This window comes from Paenibacillus hebaui (assembly GCF_051934385.1).
GTDB lineage: Bacteria > Bacillota > Bacilli > Paenibacillales > Paenibacillaceae > Paenibacillus.
Window position 1 is genome coordinate 3,761,514 of record NZ_CP196836.1, and the last position, 16,133, is coordinate 3,777,646.

General features: G+C 41.3%; 17 protein-coding genes. 15 read left to right on the forward strand and 2 right to left on the reverse strand.

The window, feature by feature from the left end; all coding sequences use genetic code 11:
• The first annotated feature begins 131 nt into the window (after window positions 1-131).
• Window positions 132-1,454 (forward strand): 6-phospho-beta-glucosidase, encoded by a 1,323-nt coding sequence (locus tag ACR32F_RS16415; protein WP_149096437.1) that lies wholly within the window; start codon window positions 132-134, stop codon window positions 1,452-1,454.
• A gap of 162 nt (window positions 1,455-1,616) precedes the next feature.
• On the opposite strand, the gene ACR32F_RS16420 is transcribed toward ACR32F_RS16415, so the two are convergent.
• Window positions 1,617-2,291, reverse strand: a complete 675-nt coding sequence (locus ACR32F_RS16420) for a GntR family transcriptional regulator (protein ID WP_440108774.1) — start codon at window positions 2,289-2,291, stop codon at window positions 1,617-1,619.
• A 225-nt stretch (window positions 2,292-2,516) separates the two neighbouring features.
• On the opposite strand from ACR32F_RS16420, the gene ytxJ reads away from it, so the two are divergent.
• The 11 genes from ytxJ to ACR32F_RS16475 all read left to right on the forward strand — a co-directional run bounded on the left by ytxJ (window position 2,517) and on the right by ACR32F_RS16475 (window position 11,512).
• Window positions 2,517-2,855, forward strand: coding sequence for a bacillithiol system redox-active protein YtxJ (ytxJ, locus tag ACR32F_RS16425; protein ID WP_440108776.1), 339 nt, complete (start codon window positions 2,517-2,519; stop codon window positions 2,853-2,855).
• Between the two features lie 41 nt (window positions 2,856-2,896).
• On the forward strand, window positions 2,897-3,361 hold the full coding sequence (locus tag ACR32F_RS16430) for a DinB family protein (RefSeq protein ID WP_440108778.1): 465 nt from the start codon (window positions 2,897-2,899) through the stop codon (window positions 3,359-3,361).
• 36 nt (window positions 3,362-3,397) lie between these two features.
• Window positions 3,398-3,889: an OsmC family protein gene (locus ACR32F_RS16435; protein ID WP_440108780.1), complete on the forward strand. Its 492-nt coding sequence runs from the start codon at window positions 3,398-3,400 to the stop codon at window positions 3,887-3,889.
• A gap of 40 nt (window positions 3,890-3,929) precedes the next feature.
• Window positions 3,930-4,271: a thioredoxin family protein gene (locus ACR32F_RS16440; RefSeq protein WP_440108782.1), complete on the forward strand. Its 342-nt coding sequence runs from the start codon at window positions 3,930-3,932 to the stop codon at window positions 4,269-4,271.
• A 143-nt stretch (window positions 4,272-4,414) separates the two neighbouring features.
• Window positions 4,415-5,095 carry a hypothetical protein gene (locus ACR32F_RS16445; protein ID WP_440108784.1) on the forward strand — a complete coding sequence of 227 codons (681 nt, stop codon included), beginning with the start codon at window positions 4,415-4,417 and terminating at the stop codon, window positions 5,093-5,095.
• A gap of 51 nt (window positions 5,096-5,146) precedes the next feature.
• Window positions 5,147-5,851 (forward strand): cytochrome c biogenesis CcdA family protein, encoded by a 705-nt coding sequence (locus ACR32F_RS16450; protein WP_440119903.1) that lies wholly within the window; start codon window positions 5,147-5,149, stop codon window positions 5,849-5,851.
• A gap of 16 nt (window positions 5,852-5,867) precedes the next feature.
• Window positions 5,868-6,431 (forward strand): TlpA family protein disulfide reductase, encoded by a 564-nt coding sequence (locus tag ACR32F_RS16455; RefSeq protein WP_440108786.1) that lies wholly within the window; start codon window positions 5,868-5,870, stop codon window positions 6,429-6,431.
• Window positions 6,432-6,532: 101 nt separating this feature from the next.
• On the forward strand, window positions 6,533-6,931 hold the full coding sequence (locus tag ACR32F_RS16460) for a rhodanese-like domain-containing protein (RefSeq protein ID WP_440108788.1): 399 nt from the start codon (window positions 6,533-6,535) through the stop codon (window positions 6,929-6,931).
• 122 nt (window positions 6,932-7,053) lie between these two features.
• Entirely contained in the window at window positions 7,054-8,007 is a 954-nt protein-coding gene (licT, locus tag ACR32F_RS16465; RefSeq protein ID WP_440108789.1) for a BglG family transcription antiterminator LicT, read from the forward strand.
• A gap of 107 nt (window positions 8,008-8,114) precedes the next feature.
• Window positions 8,115-10,046, forward strand: a complete 1,932-nt coding sequence (locus ACR32F_RS16470) for a beta-glucoside-specific PTS transporter subunit IIABC (protein WP_440108791.1) — start codon at window positions 8,115-8,117, stop codon at window positions 10,044-10,046.
• A gap of 35 nt (window positions 10,047-10,081) precedes the next feature.
• Entirely contained in the window at window positions 10,082-11,512 is a 1,431-nt protein-coding gene (locus ACR32F_RS16475; RefSeq protein ID WP_440108793.1) for a 6-phospho-beta-glucosidase, read from the forward strand.
• A gap of 275 nt (window positions 11,513-11,787) precedes the next feature.
• Here ACR32F_RS16475 and ACR32F_RS16480 read toward each other — a convergent pair whose 3' ends face one another.
• Window positions 11,788-12,333, reverse strand: coding sequence for a cysteine hydrolase family protein (locus tag ACR32F_RS16480; protein WP_440108795.1), 546 nt, complete (start codon window positions 12,331-12,333; stop codon window positions 11,788-11,790).
• 121 nt (window positions 12,334-12,454) lie between these two features.
• Here ACR32F_RS16480 and ACR32F_RS16485 point away from each other — a divergent pair, with 121 nt between their 5' ends.
• From ACR32F_RS16485 to ACR32F_RS16495, 3 genes are all read left to right on the forward strand, one after another.
• Window positions 12,455-12,895 carry an Lrp/AsnC family transcriptional regulator gene (locus ACR32F_RS16485; RefSeq protein ID WP_440108797.1) on the forward strand — a complete coding sequence of 147 codons (441 nt, stop codon included), beginning with the start codon at window positions 12,455-12,457 and terminating at the stop codon, window positions 12,893-12,895.
• A gap of 179 nt (window positions 12,896-13,074) precedes the next feature.
• Window positions 13,075-13,389 carry an ArsR/SmtB family transcription factor gene (locus ACR32F_RS16490; protein ID WP_440108800.1) on the forward strand — a complete coding sequence of 105 codons (315 nt, stop codon included), beginning with the start codon at window positions 13,075-13,077 and terminating at the stop codon, window positions 13,387-13,389.
• Entirely contained in the window at window positions 13,386-15,875 is a 2,490-nt protein-coding gene (locus ACR32F_RS16495; protein WP_440108802.1) for an FAD-dependent oxidoreductase, read from the forward strand. Before ACR32F_RS16490 ends, ACR32F_RS16495 begins: the two co-directional genes overlap by 4 nt.
• The last annotated feature ends 258 nt before the right edge of the window (window positions 15,876-16,133 follow it).

The window sequence follows — 16,133 nt, forward strand, 5'->3', positions numbered from 1 at the left end:
TCTTTGTTGTATTCTTGCCATCTCAATGAGCTTATAAAATAAATCGTGGAATTGATGCTTGACATGTAATGCATTACACAATTTACGATACAACTATGATTCAGAAAACACTTACATCAGGAGGTAAAGATATGAAAAAAGGATTAAAGATTGTAACAATCGGCGGTGGTTCCAGCTATACACCGGAACTCATGGAAGGATTTATTAAACGCCATCATGAACTTCCTGTCAAAGAATTATGGCTTGTGGACATCGAGGCGGGGAAGGAAAAACTCGAGGTCGTTGGTGCCATGGCTAAACGCATGGTAAAAGCCGCAGGGATCGACTGTGAAGTTCATTTATCGCTAGATCGCCGGGAAGCATTAAAGGATGCTGACTTTGTAACTACACAACTTAGAGTAGGGCTGATGGATGCCCGTATCAAGGACGAAACCATTCCCAATAAATATGGAATGATTGGACAAGAAACAAATGGGGCAGGAGGCATGTTTAAAGCTTTTCGAACCATTCCGGTAATTTTAGATATTGTTAATGATATGAAAGAACTCTGTCCGGATGCATGGCTCATTAACTTTACCAATCCTGCAGGCATGGTGACCGAAGCGGTTCTCCGTTACGGAAAGTGGGACAAAGTGATCGGACTGTGCAATGTTCCTATTATGTCCACCAAAATTGAATCAGCCGTATTGGAAAAACCGGAGGAGGAACTATTCTTCAAATTTGCGGGCATTAACCATCTGCACTGGCACAAGATTTATGATAAGTCAGGACAAGATCTTACCCTTGAAGCAATCGACAAAATGTACGGACCGGAAGCCAAAGCGGATAAAATGGTTGAGAATATCAAAAATATGAGATTTTTGCACGAACAGGTTCTCCAATTGAGAATGCTTCCTTGTCCATACCACCGTTATTACTACATGACGGATGCCATGATCCAGGAAGAGCTGGAAGAAGTAAACACAGTCGGTAGCCGTGGTCAAGTCGTTAAACAGTTGGAAGAAAGCCTTTTTGAACTTTACAGGAATCCGAAGCTGGATTACAAACCGAAAGAGCTGGAAAAAAGAGGTGGCGCGCACTATAGTGATGCTGCATGCGAGATCATCAATTCCATTTATAACGATAAAGGAACTCGAATGGTTGTAAGCACTCGGAACAACGGGGCAATCAGTGATCTACCAAGTGAGAGTGCGATTGAAATTACAAGCATGATTACTTCTCACGGTGCAGAACCTGTCCATTTCGGCTCATTCCCTCCCGCACAACGAGGATTGTTGCAAGTTATGAAAGCAATGGAAGAACTCACTATAGAAGCGGCGGTCACAGGCGATTATGCTACGGCATTACAAGCATTCACCATGAATCCGCTTGTTCAAAGTGGTGACATAGCAAAGGCCTTACTGGATGAGTTACTTGAAGTACACCAAGCTTATTTGCCACAGTTTCATCAATAAAGGAAGAAAAGTTAACAGGATCACAAATATTCATCAGCATTAGTCATCTGATCACGCGGAATATCCCTGAATTCACTGGGTTGGATTAACTCATACCGGATTCAGGGATATTCCGTTTATTTCGTACATAGAAAAAGTAAACCTAATCGTATACGTTTGCACTTATTGCAACAGCATGTCGAATAACAGAGTCACATCTTGGGTCGAGCTTACAGATATCATTTTTATTTCTGAAGATCCAGCTTTCTTTTTCACAACTTCCGTCATTTCGTTCACAGTCACTACCACATCAGCTTCTTGTAAAGCGTGAAAAAGTACTTCGTCTGGTGATGAGATATCAATCGTTTGGATGTCGGCGGAAGAACGACGCTGGATTTCGTCCAAATAAAAGAGGCATGCCATAGTTTTGCATTCAATAAAAAGATAACGCTTTTTTTTCTCGTGTTTGGCTCCAAATAATTGAGTATATGCAAAGCCTGACAACATGACACTTTCTATATTGAAACCTTGTTCAAATGCGTCTTTTACGGTCTTCTCCACGAATGAAAAGTAAGGATTTTGCTGCTTGAATTCCTTAATCCGATCTTCAGTGGCTATTCGAGTTCCTCGTCCTTTTTGCATGATCAGCAGCCCTTCTTCTTTCAGCTGTGAATATATCCACTGAATCGTGTTTCTATTAACAGAGAGCTGCTCCGCCAATTCATTCGTTGAAGGCAAAGCATCATCCGCTTTCAGAAAGTCTTTACTGATCAACCATTTAACTTGCTCTTTGATTTGCACATTAATAGGCAGTGGGGATTGGGGATCTGTTTTAAAAGGCAAACGAGAATGTTCCATGTAACCATCCAACTTTCTGGGTTAACTAGTATTCTAGATAAGCTTAATATTAAAACAATCACTCACAAAAATCAATGAAGGGCGAAACACTATAAAATAGTGGTTTTATATGAGGAAAGGTCATCTTGACAAATAAAAATTAATCAAATATTATTGTTCTAGTTAACCATTTAACTATGCAACCAATCATTAATAATCTGATTATTGTACAAAGGAGTGATTTTGTTGAACTGGAAAGAGATATCGACACTAGACCAATGGAAAGAAGGATTGGAACAGTCGGATCAACGCGGAAAGATAATACTTAAGCATAGCACTACATGCCCAGTGAGTGCGAATGCACTAGCGGAATACGAACAGTACATCAAAGAGAACCACACTGAAGACATTGATTTTTATCTTGTTAAGGTCATTGAATCGAGACATGTGTCTAATCAAATTGCTCAGGATCTTGATGTTAAACATGAATCTCCTCAAATTATCTATGTTAAGAACAAAGAGAAATTTTGGACTGCCTCTCATTGGTCGATTACAAAAGAACACATAGCCGCTGTTTTGAACTAATAACTACAACTTTATAAACCTAAAATGAAGGATGGTATACAATGGATTATTCACAATTTGCCAAACAGTTAGAGATCACTCGCGGAAATTTATACAAAGTATTGGAATCGGTATCCGAAACTAGCGCCGACAAACAACCCGTCGGATTCAGTAACACGATACGTTGGAATGTTGGGCACATTCTTACAGTAGCTGAAATGTTTATTTTCAACAATCTCCAAACTTCCGGCCTACCTAAGGAGTATACCAGCTTGTTCGCTCCCGGTACCAAACCGTCTGACTGGACAGGTGAGCCCATTCCGTTGTCAACATTACTTGCGCAGTTGCAGGATCAGGTTGTACGCATCAAACAACACGTAGAGATTTATTCTGATGAAACCCTGCCAGAACCATTGAAATTGGGACCTGTTCTCCAATTAAATAGCATGGGGGAAGTGTGTAACTTAGCCCTGTATCACGAAGCGATGCATACGGGATTCATCCATGCCTTAAAGCGCATCGTCTGAGGGAAACTGACTGGATAATAAAAGGAGCGGATCGACATGGCCGATATGAAATCTAATTTGAACACTGTATGGTATAAAGACACTAAAGGTAGCGGTAGACTGAAGGCAGATTATCTTAAAACGAATATCGCGATTCCCGAGTCTTCGGGAGGGAGTGGGGAAGGAGCCAATCCTAAAGAATTATTGGTTTCCTCTGCCACTACTTGTTACATCATGACACTCGTGTATATGTTGGAACAGAAGCAACTGTCAGTTACTGGAATAGTGATGAACACAGAGGCTGTAAATTCCAAAGAAGAAGGATTTCGAATTGTCCATCTTCCTCAGGTTATTTTGTCCGCGAATTCCACGGAAGAGCAGATTCAGTCTGTGCGCAAAATCATGATTAGCGCGGAACAGGTGTGTGAAGTAGGAAGTCTGCTCAAAAAAGCAGGCGTTCAGATTGAAGTCGAAGGCAAAGTAGAGATTGAATCTGATACAGATGTAGTAAGTCAATATATTGAGGAAAACCAACTAAACTGGGATTGACGTTCATTCATAATGCAGGTTCGTCAGTGAGGATACAGACATGAAAGAAATGATGGAATTAACTTCGCTGGATATGGTGGAACGGTTTGTTGATGAACATGAATTAAGTTTTTTATATGTATCTCAAACGGATTGTAGTGTTTGTCATGCATTGCTCCCTAAGATCAGAATGCTATTAGAAGAATATCCTATGATTCAATTGGGGCATATCGACATTCACGATGTAGAGAGCATAGCAGAGAAATATCTGATTTTCACAGCTCCGATCATGTTGCTGATCATAGAACAGAAGGAATATGTTAGAGCAGATCGATTTGTTCGCTTTAACGAACTGAAGAATAAATTGGATCAGATATACGAATTGTACACCCAGTCCATGTAAACCCAATGAATCTGAACTCTTGGGGAACAACACCGGGCAAAAGTCACACTTAATCAAGCTGGCACCCATCAGATTTGGAGCCAGCTTGATTCATTTCCCTTTGATTACTTGTGCCGGCTGTGCACTCGAATAGGAGATACGCTTTGGAGTCTATTACAATGGGTCCTTTCACTTTTAGCCTGGAAATGTTGATCGGTAGTGCTTCTGTACTTGCAGGTTATTTTGTCTTAAAATGGCGTCTGCGTGTAATGCGAAACGTTGAAGGAACTTCGATTGATCATCTCATGACAAACATTTTGATTGCAGGTCTCTTTATTTGGAAATTCAGCCCGCTGATTTTGGACTTTCAGCTAGTCATTCACGATCCGTTGTCCCTGATCTACTTTAACGGAGGAGCAAACGGCCTCTGGATTGCTGCCTTGTATGGCTGCATCGTGTTGATGATTCATACGTGGAGAAAGAAACTTTCATTCTTTATGTTCCCTGACCTCTTGCTGACGTTCTACCTGGCTTCATCAGCCTTGTATGGCCTGTTATATTTTATCCTTCTCCAAGGAGGAATTCGATCTTTAGCGTTAGGCTTGCTCGGCTTGGTTATGGTCATCACTCAATTCAAATTCAACAACAAACGAATGTTGTCTTTTCTAGGATTGGTAGTAACCGTCTTATGGTACAGCGTGGGCAGAACAGTGATCGCCTTTGTGTACGGAAACAATGAAATTGTTGTTTACGGGATTGCCGCTGAACAGCTGTTTTTTCTTAGTGCAGCATGCATCTCTTTTTTGACTAAAATCATGCTGGAGAGGCGAACCGAACACGATTGATTTTATTCCATGGGGGAATCTGATCCGTGAAGGAGTGATGATTTGGAACAAGTGACGCTTTTAGTAGCATTTACAGCAGGTGCGCTTTCGTTTTTCTCCCCTTGTGTCTTCCCGCTTGTACCTGCTTATGTTTCGCATATCTCGGATACAATGGTTGAAGCAGGAAGGATTGCGGCGAATCGGAAACAATTATTCCTCCGATCGATCGGTTTTATCCTTGGTTTTGGCGTTATTTTCGTATTGATGGGGGCTTCTGCCAGCACTATCGGGAATTTCATTTCTATGCGCAGGGATTTAATCGAGAAGTTCGGCGGGATTTTAATTATCGTATTCGGATTGCAGATGATGGGTTTGCTGAAACTCAAGTTCTTGATGAACTCCAAGCCATTGCAAAACGAAAAGAAATACGGTGGCTGGTTCGGTTCCTTCTTTCTCGGGCTGGCCTTTGGTGTAGGTTGGACACCTTGTGTGGGACTCGCCCTGTCCTCCATATTAATCTTTGCTGGTTCTTCTGAATCCCTATATCAAGGGATCGGTCTCTTAGCGGCTTATTCATTAGGTTTAGGCATTCCTTTTTTGCTTATTTCGCTGTTAGTTACATTTTCGCTATCGATCGTTAAGCGCATCAATCGGGTCCTTCCTGTGCTGAGCGTATTCAACGGAGCCATCATGGTGGCTCTGGGCGTTATGCTGTATACCGGGAGTTTCCAACGATTAAGTGCATTGCTTGCCAAGTACTCATTTTTCAGTTTCTAATGGAGGACTACTGCTCGTGAAAAATATTCGTAATATGCTCGTTGGCGTTTTTCTGACAGGCTTGGTTGTATGGGGAGTCTACGATCATCTGCGCGAACAGAATGAATTGAAGTTTCATGATAACGCGAACGGTATCAACGGAATAGAAACAGGCATCCAGGTGGGCAAAATTGCACCAAATTTTAAGCTGGCATCCCTGGATAACGAAGAAATGTCGCTGACTGAATTGAAGGGAAAACGGGTTTTACTTAATTTCTGGGCCACTTGGTGCCCGCCGTGTCGTGCCGAAATGCCACATATCGAGAAATTTCATGAAGAGTATAAAGATCAGAACGTTGTCGTCATAGGGATCAATTTGAGTTATACGGAAGATTCGATAGAGGATGTGTCAACATTCCTTCGAAAATATAATGTGACCTTCCCTATTTTGAAAGATGAGAAGGCAAAGGTAGCTGATCTATTTGCGATTCGCTCGTACCCGACCACCTATATGATTGATACGAGTGGGGTTATCCGCCAAAAGTTTCAAGGTGCAATTACGTACGACACGATGAAAACAGCGATGGATTCCATGAATTGAAACGCATTTGGTAAGAAGGATGTCTGGCCTTGTCACGTAACTTGGGAGAAAGTTCAAGCAAGTTTCAGGACTTGCAATTTTGTGGAGGAAGGGATAGTACGATGACATTGATTTATATCTTATTGGGGCTGGCGGGTATATGGGGACTGACTCAACTATGGCCTCTGCGTTCCCTTACTTATATTAATATCGAGGACTTGGACCTCACTCAAGAACGTTGGGGAAAGGTGAAAATCCTGGATGTTAGAGACGCGAGCGAGTATTGGACTGGTCATATTCCGGGTTCAATAAATGTCTCGGTTGGCAGACTGCCTGTATTGTGGAGCAAACATATTGAGCCGCATGATGAAGTATTCATCTTTTCCCGCAGCTGGATTCAGCGAAAAAAAGCTGCCAGAATTCTGGCACGTCGAGGCTTTCGGCAGTTGTATGCTGTTAGAGGTTGTTTTCTTTCAATTAATAAGGGAAACGTGGCATCTCCGTGTCCATGTATGCAATGAAACGTTTCATTAATGGCTGTGCATCAGATTTAAGGCAACAACAAGCAGTTGAACAAATTAAAACGGTTATTGCTAAATCTTTCGGCCGCGGCTATAATGAGAATGCGAGTTAAGGATAGTGATTGTTTAATTACAAGCTAGACCTGCTTGCACATCGTGAATTTGCGCTTATATTTAGCGTTTATTTCGAGATGTGCGGGTGGGTCTTTTTATTTGTATTAAGGGGGGATGAGATGATTATTCTTAAGATCCTTAACAACAATGTGGCGGTTACACAAGACAAATTGGGTCAGGAAGTCATTGTCATGGGTAAAGGGATTGCTTACCAGAAGAGAATAGGCGATGCTCTTGACGAGCAAAGCATTGATAAAATTTACTCACTTTCTACCAAGGAGGCATTTATCAAATTTCAGGAACTTCTGACGGAAATCCCTTTAGATTACTTCGATGTTGCCGATAGAATCATAAATTTTGCAAAAATGACGCTAGGCAAAAAACTGAATGATAGTGTATATATATCGCTCAGCGACCATATTTTCTCAACCGTAAGCCGTTTCAAAGATGGGATCTCCCTCAAAAATGCATTACTTTGGGATATTAAACGGTTTTACGCAGATGAGTTTAAGGTTGGTTTGAAGGCGCTTCAATTCATCAAGGAGTCTTTTGATATTCAGTTCCCGGAAGACGAGGCTGGTTTCCTTGCTTTGCACATAGTCAATGCGGAGGATCGCCAAGAAAGTCAGGATATCTACAGAGTGACCAAAATCATTCAAGAAATTAGCGACATTGTCAGATATTATTTTCAAATTGAATTCGATGAGCAATCCGTAGCATTCTATCGATTTATTACGCATCTGAAATTTTTTGCTCAAAGATTAATCAGTGGAAATTTGCATGAGAATGAAAGCGATCAGGATCTTCTGGATGTGATAAAAGGAAAACATCAGAATGCGTATCGTTGTGTAGAGAAAATCGAAACCTACATCAAAAACAACTACAATTACAGCCTTACGGGTGAAGAAAAGCTGTATTTGACGGTCCACATTCAACGTGTGGTGTATAAGACAAGATCATAACGTAACCTTGAAAGGAGGTGAGGGTTTAAAAGCAAGCCAGGATGGTGACATTAAGTTGGCCAAACCCTTCACTATGCTGTTTCAGCTAGAATATGGAGGAGAACATAATGGGAAAATATCAACAGTTAGCGGAAGAGATTGTGAGTCAAGTAGGGGGATCAGATAACATTGGTGACCTCACTCATTGCGTTACAAGGTTAAGATTTCATCTGAAGGACGATTCCATACCCGATGATGAAGTTATGAAAAAGCTGGACGGAGTAGTAACAGTCGTACGTTCAGGTGGGCAGTATCAAGTCGTTATTGGAAATCATGTTTCAGAAGTTTATTCGGAGGTCAACTCACTAGTTAAACTGAATCCAAACAATACGAGTTCTTCAACCGAAAAAGTTGTTAAAAAGAAAAAGCCGCTGGACGCTTTCATTGATGTAATATCAAGCTTGTTTCAACCTATTCTCGGCATTCTATTAGCTGCGGGGATGCTGAAAGGCTTCAATACGTTGTTCAGCACACTACATCTTTATACAACGGATAGCGGGGCATATATGATCATTAATGCCATGGGGGATGCTTTGTTTATGTTCCTCCCTGTATTTTTGGGATATACATCTGCTAACAAGTTTAAAGTACAACCTTTTATCGGTATACTCATTGGCTTAGCTATGTGTTACCCCGCTATTCAGTTGGATGCCTTGGCAGGATCTAGAGAGCCACTTTACACGCTATTCAGCGGATCTGCCTTCAGTTCTCCAGTTTATCTGGATGTGTTCGGCGTTCCATTGATTAGCATGAACTACACATCCACTGTTCTCCCAATCATCATCGTTGTTTACTTTGCTTCTAAAGTTCAACGTACGCTGGATAAGATAGTTCCGAGTGTGATTAAATTTTTCATGGTACCGATGGTCACGGTGCTGATTTCCTTATCCTTGGGCTTCTTATTGATCGGACCTGTTGCGAGTTATGCGTCTGAATTAATTGCACAAGGCATACTGGTGGTACGAGACGCAAGTCCATTATTTGCAGGATTCCTTTTGGGGCTCTTATGGCAAGTACTTGTCGTGTTCGGACTGCATTGGGGAATCATCCCTTTATATATTAACAACATTACGAGCATGGGATATGACACTATCATGGCATCCGTTTTTGCAACATCTTTTGCCCAATTAGCCATAGTGCTCGCGATTATCTTCAAAACTAAGGATAAAAAACTTAAGGCTCTAGGCTTCCCTTCAGCCATTTCTGCATTGTTTGGCATTACTGAGCCCGTCGTTTACGGTATTATCTTACCGCGCAAGAAGCTGTTTATTATGAGCTGTATCGTTTCGGGCGTTGCCGGCGGATTTTACGGACTGTACAACCTTAGAGAGTTTACTTTCGGGGGATTGGGTGTATTTGAGTTTTTGACTATGTTCGACCCTAATGAACCAGGCACGTCTAATATTATGATTGCCATCATTGGTGTAGTGTTTGCCATGGTTGTCTCGTTTGCATTAACACTCGTCATGTTCAAGGATGATAAGACGGAAGCTGACTCTGCTACATTGTCTGTAGAGCCACCTAAATCGGTGTCTGAAACTGGAAAAAAACATACGATGCTCAGTCCGATGAACGGGGACATCATTCCGATTAAAGACGTGCAGGATGGAGCTTTCTCGCAAGAACTATTAGGCCGAGGGATTGGGATTCGCCCTTCTACAGGCGAACTGTTTGCCCCCTTTGCCGGAAGGATCGTTACGCTCTTCCCGACCAAACATGCCGTTGGAATAATTTCGGATGAAGGAATGGAAGTATTGATTCACATTGGTTTTAACACCGTTCGATTGAAAGGAAAGCATTTTGAAAGCTTCGTTCAAGAAGGGGACATTGTGCAACAGGGACAGAAACTGGTCGAATTTAACATTGCCGAGATCGAGAAAGAAGGATACTCCGTAGAAACGCCAATGATTGTTACGAACACGGAGAATTATCTGGAAATCATTGAAACTAAAGAATCCAAAGTGAATGCAGGCGATCTTTTGCTAACAGGTCTGCGCTAAGAAGGTTTATACAATATATGAAGGAGACGATCAATATGGGATTTAGAGAAGGATTTCTATGGGGCGGAGCTACCTCGGCCAATCAAACCGAAGGTGCCTACGATAAGGATGGCAGGGGGCTTGCAAACGTAGATTTAAGCCCAACAGGTGAGGATCGAGAGAGCGTGTTAATGGGGAAAATCAAAATGTTTGACTTTGATGACAATTATTATTATCCAGCCAAAGAAGCCATTGATATGTATCATCACTATAAAGAGGACATTGCCCTTTTTGCTGAAATGGGATTCAAGGTGTATCGTTTATCGATAGGCTGGAGCAGAATTTTCCCTAAAGGGGATGAAACTGAACCGAATGAAGAAGGTCTTCAGTTTTATGAAGATTTATTTAAAGAGTGCCGTAAGTATAACATCGAACCTCTCGTAACAATTACTCATTTTGATGTTCCGATGCACCTGGTTACAGAGTATGGATCTTGGAGAAATAGAAAGTTAGTCACCTTCTACGAAAGATTATGCACAGTAATATTTAATCGTTACAAGGGGTTGGTAAAATACTGGATTACCTTTAATGAAATTAACATGGTATTGGAAGCTCCATTTTTGGCTGCCGGGCTGTACATTGAAGAAAATGAGAACGCAGAGGCTGTAAAATATACAGCAAGTCATCATGAACTGGTAGCGAGTGCTTTGGCAACGAAGATTGCCCATGAAGTCGATCCGGAAAATCAAGTGGGCTGCATGCTTGCTGCTAACGCTCCGTATCCACGAACATGTGACCCCAAAGACATTTGGAAAGCCAAACAAGTAGAAAATCAGAGTTACTTCTTTATTGACGTACAAGTCAGAGGGGAATATCCTGCGTATACACTAAAAGATTTGGAGCGGAAAAAGATTGAGCTTCCGATTGAAGCTGGAGATTTGGAACTATTGAAACAACATACAGTTGATTTTATCGGATTTTCGTACTATTCTTCCAGTGTGGTTAGCGCAGATCCTACACAAACGGATACGATTGGAGGCAATTTGTTCCCAAGCTTGCCTAACCCCTACTTGAAAGCTAGTGATTGGGGCTGGCAAATTGATCCACTCGGGTTGCGGATTACGATGAACAACATTTATGATCGATATCAAAAACCTTTATTCATCGTAGAAAATGGTCTCGGTGCTGCAGATATAGCGGATGAGAGCGGATATGTTGACGATGACTATCGAATTGCTTATCTAAGCGAGCATATTCAAGCGATGAGAGATGCTGTCGACTACGATGGCGTTGATTTACTTGGGTATACTGTCTGGGGACCGATTGATATTGTGAGCGCAAGTACCGGCGAAATGAAAAAAAGATATGGATTCATTTATGTTGACCGAGACGACGACGGTCAAGGAACATTAAAACGCTCCAAGAAAAAATCATTCGAATGGTACAAGAAGGTTATTGAGTCAAATGGTCAGAATCTGGATGCCTAATTCATAATTTTGATTTTCAGCAGTCATGGGTTTGTTGTATCCGTGACTGCTGTGTTGTATTGTCCTGACGAACTAGTTTAGATACTTTAAACAAAGGGTGCACGATTAAGGTCCGATATGAGAAAGGTCACTCCCACTTTGCTTGACAAAGTGGAAGTGACCTTATGTTTTCTACTTTTATTATTTTACGATAAATTGATTATGCAACTGGTTTCGAAGTTTTTCACCTTCAACTTTAATCTGAACCATTGTGTTCTGCAAATCGTGTTAATTTCTTATTGCAGGAAATCTTCAGTCGATTTTACATCGCAATACATGCCATTAAGTGCGCCGACAAACGCATAATGGACCTGCTCAGCTGGTACGACCTTATTTTGATAGGATAGTTCTCTCGTTGCACATGCATCTTCAATAAGTGTTGTTTCATAGCCGAGATCCACTGCAGCTCTAACGGTTGCATCAATACACATATGTGTCATCATACCTACAACCACTACTTTGGTTATTTCTTTCTCTTTAAGTTTGCTTTGTAATTCGGTCTTTAAAAAGCTGTTAGGGAAATGTTTTTTAATAACACTTTCATTTTCTAATGGTAGAACAGCCTCATGTATTTTTGCTCCTTCCGAACCTGGAAGAAAGAAACCTATCGCTGGGTCACTTGCGATATGCTGAACATGGAAAATATTATCCTTGTGGTTTTGTCTGAACCAATCAAGGACTTTTGCAGCATTAGAGGCTGCTTTTTCAGGATTGCTTAATTCCATCTTCCCATTTGGGAAATAGTCATTTTGAATATCTACAATAATTAGAGCTGTGCTCATTATTCTCCACCTCGTATAGATTATTTTGTTACACTATGATCATAAATCGAATTGTAATTTTATTCGATAAGTTAACGAAACACTTTTATCCCAAAAAAATTCATGGTGAAAGGAATACATTATGGAACTTGATAATATTGATTTTCAGATCCTTCGGTTACTATCTGAAAATGCACGTATTCAATGGAAAGAATTAGGTGAACAGATTCATATGACTGGACAAGCAGTAGGAAATCGTATAAAAAAACTTGAGGAAAGTGGTGTTATTAAAGGTTATTCTGTAATAGTTGATGAAATGAAAATGGGACTTACCTTTACAGCCTTTGTCATTTTCTATATGAAAACAGCAGACCATCATTCGTTTATAAGATTAATGAATGTCCGAAGAGAGGTATTAGAGGTTCACCGAGTATCGGGAGAAGGCTGTTACCATTTAAAAATTAAAACTAGTTCTCAAGAGCAATTGAATCTTTTTCTGGACGATATTCTTAAGTATGGGAATTATACTTTACATCTATCTATACAAGAAATAAAAAACCAGAACTCTATAGCTGCTACCTGACTAAACGTGTTTAATTTTCTATAAGTAACAACTAAAAAGGTATAATTCCTCGTACAAAGTGTTTTATACCTTTTTCTCAGAATGAAGAATTGCGTGATGAATTTGAATATAAGAGAGTATATTGACATATAAATCATTATATCGTAATATTACGTTATAATGATTTAGGAGGAATACATTTGAACACTCCCGCTTTTGATATCAATACTTTAAAACAGTTCGACGAACCCGCTAATCTGCTGAAAGCTTTATCTCACCCAATTCGTTTATGCATTGTACGTGGACTGATGCAAAAAAAGAAATGTAATGTTTCATATATGCAGGAATGTCTGGATCTACCCCAATCAACCGTATCTCAGCACTTGCAGAAGCTTCGCAGTGCCGGTATTGTCGCTACAGAGCGGAATGGTCTTGAAGTGAATTATGTACTTGCCGATCAACGGGTTGAACAGATTATAACTACTTTGTTTGGAAAGGAAGACTGTGAATCATGAGCAAAAAAATACTGATTGTTGGCGGTGTAGCAGGGGGTGCATCTGCGGCTGCACGTCTGCGCCGTCTGGATGAACATGCTGAAATTATTATCTTTGAGAAAGGACCCTATATATCGTTTGCCAATTGCGGCTTACCTTATTATATTGGTGGCTCGATTGATGATCGAGAGCGTCTGCTGGTACAAACCCCTAAAGGTATGGCAGATCGCTTTCGTATTGATGTGCGTACAAGAAGCGAGGTCATGGCTATTGATCCGCAAAAGCGTACGGTTCGAGTACAGAGCCAGGAGCGTGGTCAATATGAAGAAAGCTATGACGAGTTAATTTTGTCACCAGGTGCAAAACCAATCGTTCCCGATCTACCGGGTAAGGACAATCCACTGATTTACACGGTACGTAGCATTCCTGATATTGATCGTATCAAAGAACAAGTAAGTTCATCTAACAACCAATCATCAATCGTTATAGGTGGTGGATTTATTGGTGTTGAAATGGCAGAAAACTTAAAAGAAGCCGGATTGGATGTAACGTTAATCGAGGGTAATGGGCAGCTACTCACGCCGTTTGATACTGAACTGGCAGCAGCTTTGGCCCAGGAAATGGAACAGAATGGTGTAAACCTGTTGTTCTCCCAACGTGTTCAGGGATTTCATTCCCTTGAGCAGGGCATTGGAGTAGAGCTTGCTGATGGTCATGTTCTGACAGCTGACCTGGTTATTCTTGCTATAGGGGTAACCCCGGATACATCTTTTCTGAAAAGTAGTGGCGTTTCCTTGGGCACACGTGGACATATCATTGTAAATGAAGCCCTGGAAAGCAGTGAGCCACATATCTATGCTGTTGGCGATGCTATCGAAGTAACTGAAACCATTCATGGTACTAAGACAGCTATTCCACTTGCCGGACCTGCCAACAAACAAGGAAGAATTGTTGCTGATCGAATTGCCGGACTAAGTTCGATCTATAAAGGAACACAAGGGACATCCATTATTAAAGTATTTGGAATGACAGGAGCTACTACAGGAAGTAATGAGAAAACACTAAAGCGTCTCGGCGTGGAATATCGAACTGTAATCGTACATCCTGCCTCTCATGCATCGTATTATCCTGGTTCCAGCGCGATTACTCTTAAACTACTGTTTACACCGGAAGGTAAAATTCTTGGTGCGCAAGCCGTTGGTTATGACGGAGTGGATAAACGGATTGATGACATTGCCGTAGCCATTCATTTTGGGGGTCACATCCGAGATCTAACAGAGCTTGAACTGAGTTACGCCCCACCTTATTCTTCTGCAAAAGATCCTGTGAATATGGCTGGCTATGCAGCAGAGAATATTACGGCAGGGCGTGTTGAAACATTCACCTACGATCAGTTGTCCGAGCGTCAGCCGGAGCAGTCAATACTGCTGGATGTACGCAGTGAGCTGGAGCACCGCAATGGGAATATTCCAGGCTCGATCAATATTTCAGTGGATGAGCTTCGTCAGCGGTTAAATGAATTAGACATCTCAAAAGACATCTGGGTATACTGCCAGGTAGGTCTGCGTGGGTATACAGCTTCACAAATTTTGCGTCAGCATGGCTTCAACGTGAAAAACTTGAGTGGAGGCTACAAAACATACCGTCAAGCCCAGTTTAAGCCTGCCCCAATTTCTTCAGCAAATCAAGATAATCATGGCGGTAAGAAAGATATTAAACCAATGATCGAAGCACCTAAATCGGAGCCGATCAAACCAACTTCCGAACAGCCACAACGCATCGATAATGAATTGAACGTATGCGGTTTAAGTTGTCCTGGTCCGCTTATACAAGTTAAGCAAAAGATGGATCAACTATCGAATGGAGAGACTCTGAGAGTCAAAGCTTCCGATCCAGGATTCTATGAAGATGTGAAAGCATGGGCAACCATGTCTGGATCCGCACTCTTACACCTGGAACGAATCAAAGGCGGAATTATTGAAGCTGTCATTGCCAAGAATTCAGTGCAACCCATTTCCGATTCGCCTAGCCACCATGATCCCGCTAGCACGATGGTTGTCTTCAGCGGCGATCTGGATAAAGCCATTGCCTCTCTTATTATTGCAAATGGAGCTGCAGCAAGTGGACGTAAGGTAACGATGTTTTTCACATTTTGGGGATTGAATGTTATTCGGAAGCATCAGACGCAGCCTGTATCCAAAACCATGATTGGCCGGATGTTTGATATGATGCTGCCACGTGGCAGCAAGAAGCTTGGCATGTCCAAAATGAATATGCTTGGTGTTGGTCCAAAGATTATCCGTGGTCTGATGAAAAATAATAACGTTCCGTCTTTAGAAGAATTGATAGAGTCCGTCATTGCACAAGGGGCTGAGTTGGTAGCCTGCCAAATGTCCATGGATTTAATGGGCATTCAGCGTGAAGAATTAATAGATCAAGTTACAATTGGTGGTGTCGGTTACTATCTTGGACAAGCATCCCAAGCGAATCATAACCTATTTATTTAAAGTCAATTCCTACTTTGAGTTAATGAATAAAAACGTTATTAACAGACAAAGAAAATCAAGTGACACTTAACTAGAGAAGTTAGAGGGTAAGAGTAGAGATATGCTCTAATTAATCGCATTATCTATATTACTTGTAAAAGGCCGAAAAACGGTTTCTGTTATCCACAGAAAGCCGCTTTTCGGCCTTTTTTTGATCAATAAGAACAATCAATACACGAGAACAACGATAGATGCGTAGAGTTTTGTACCAGATCCTAA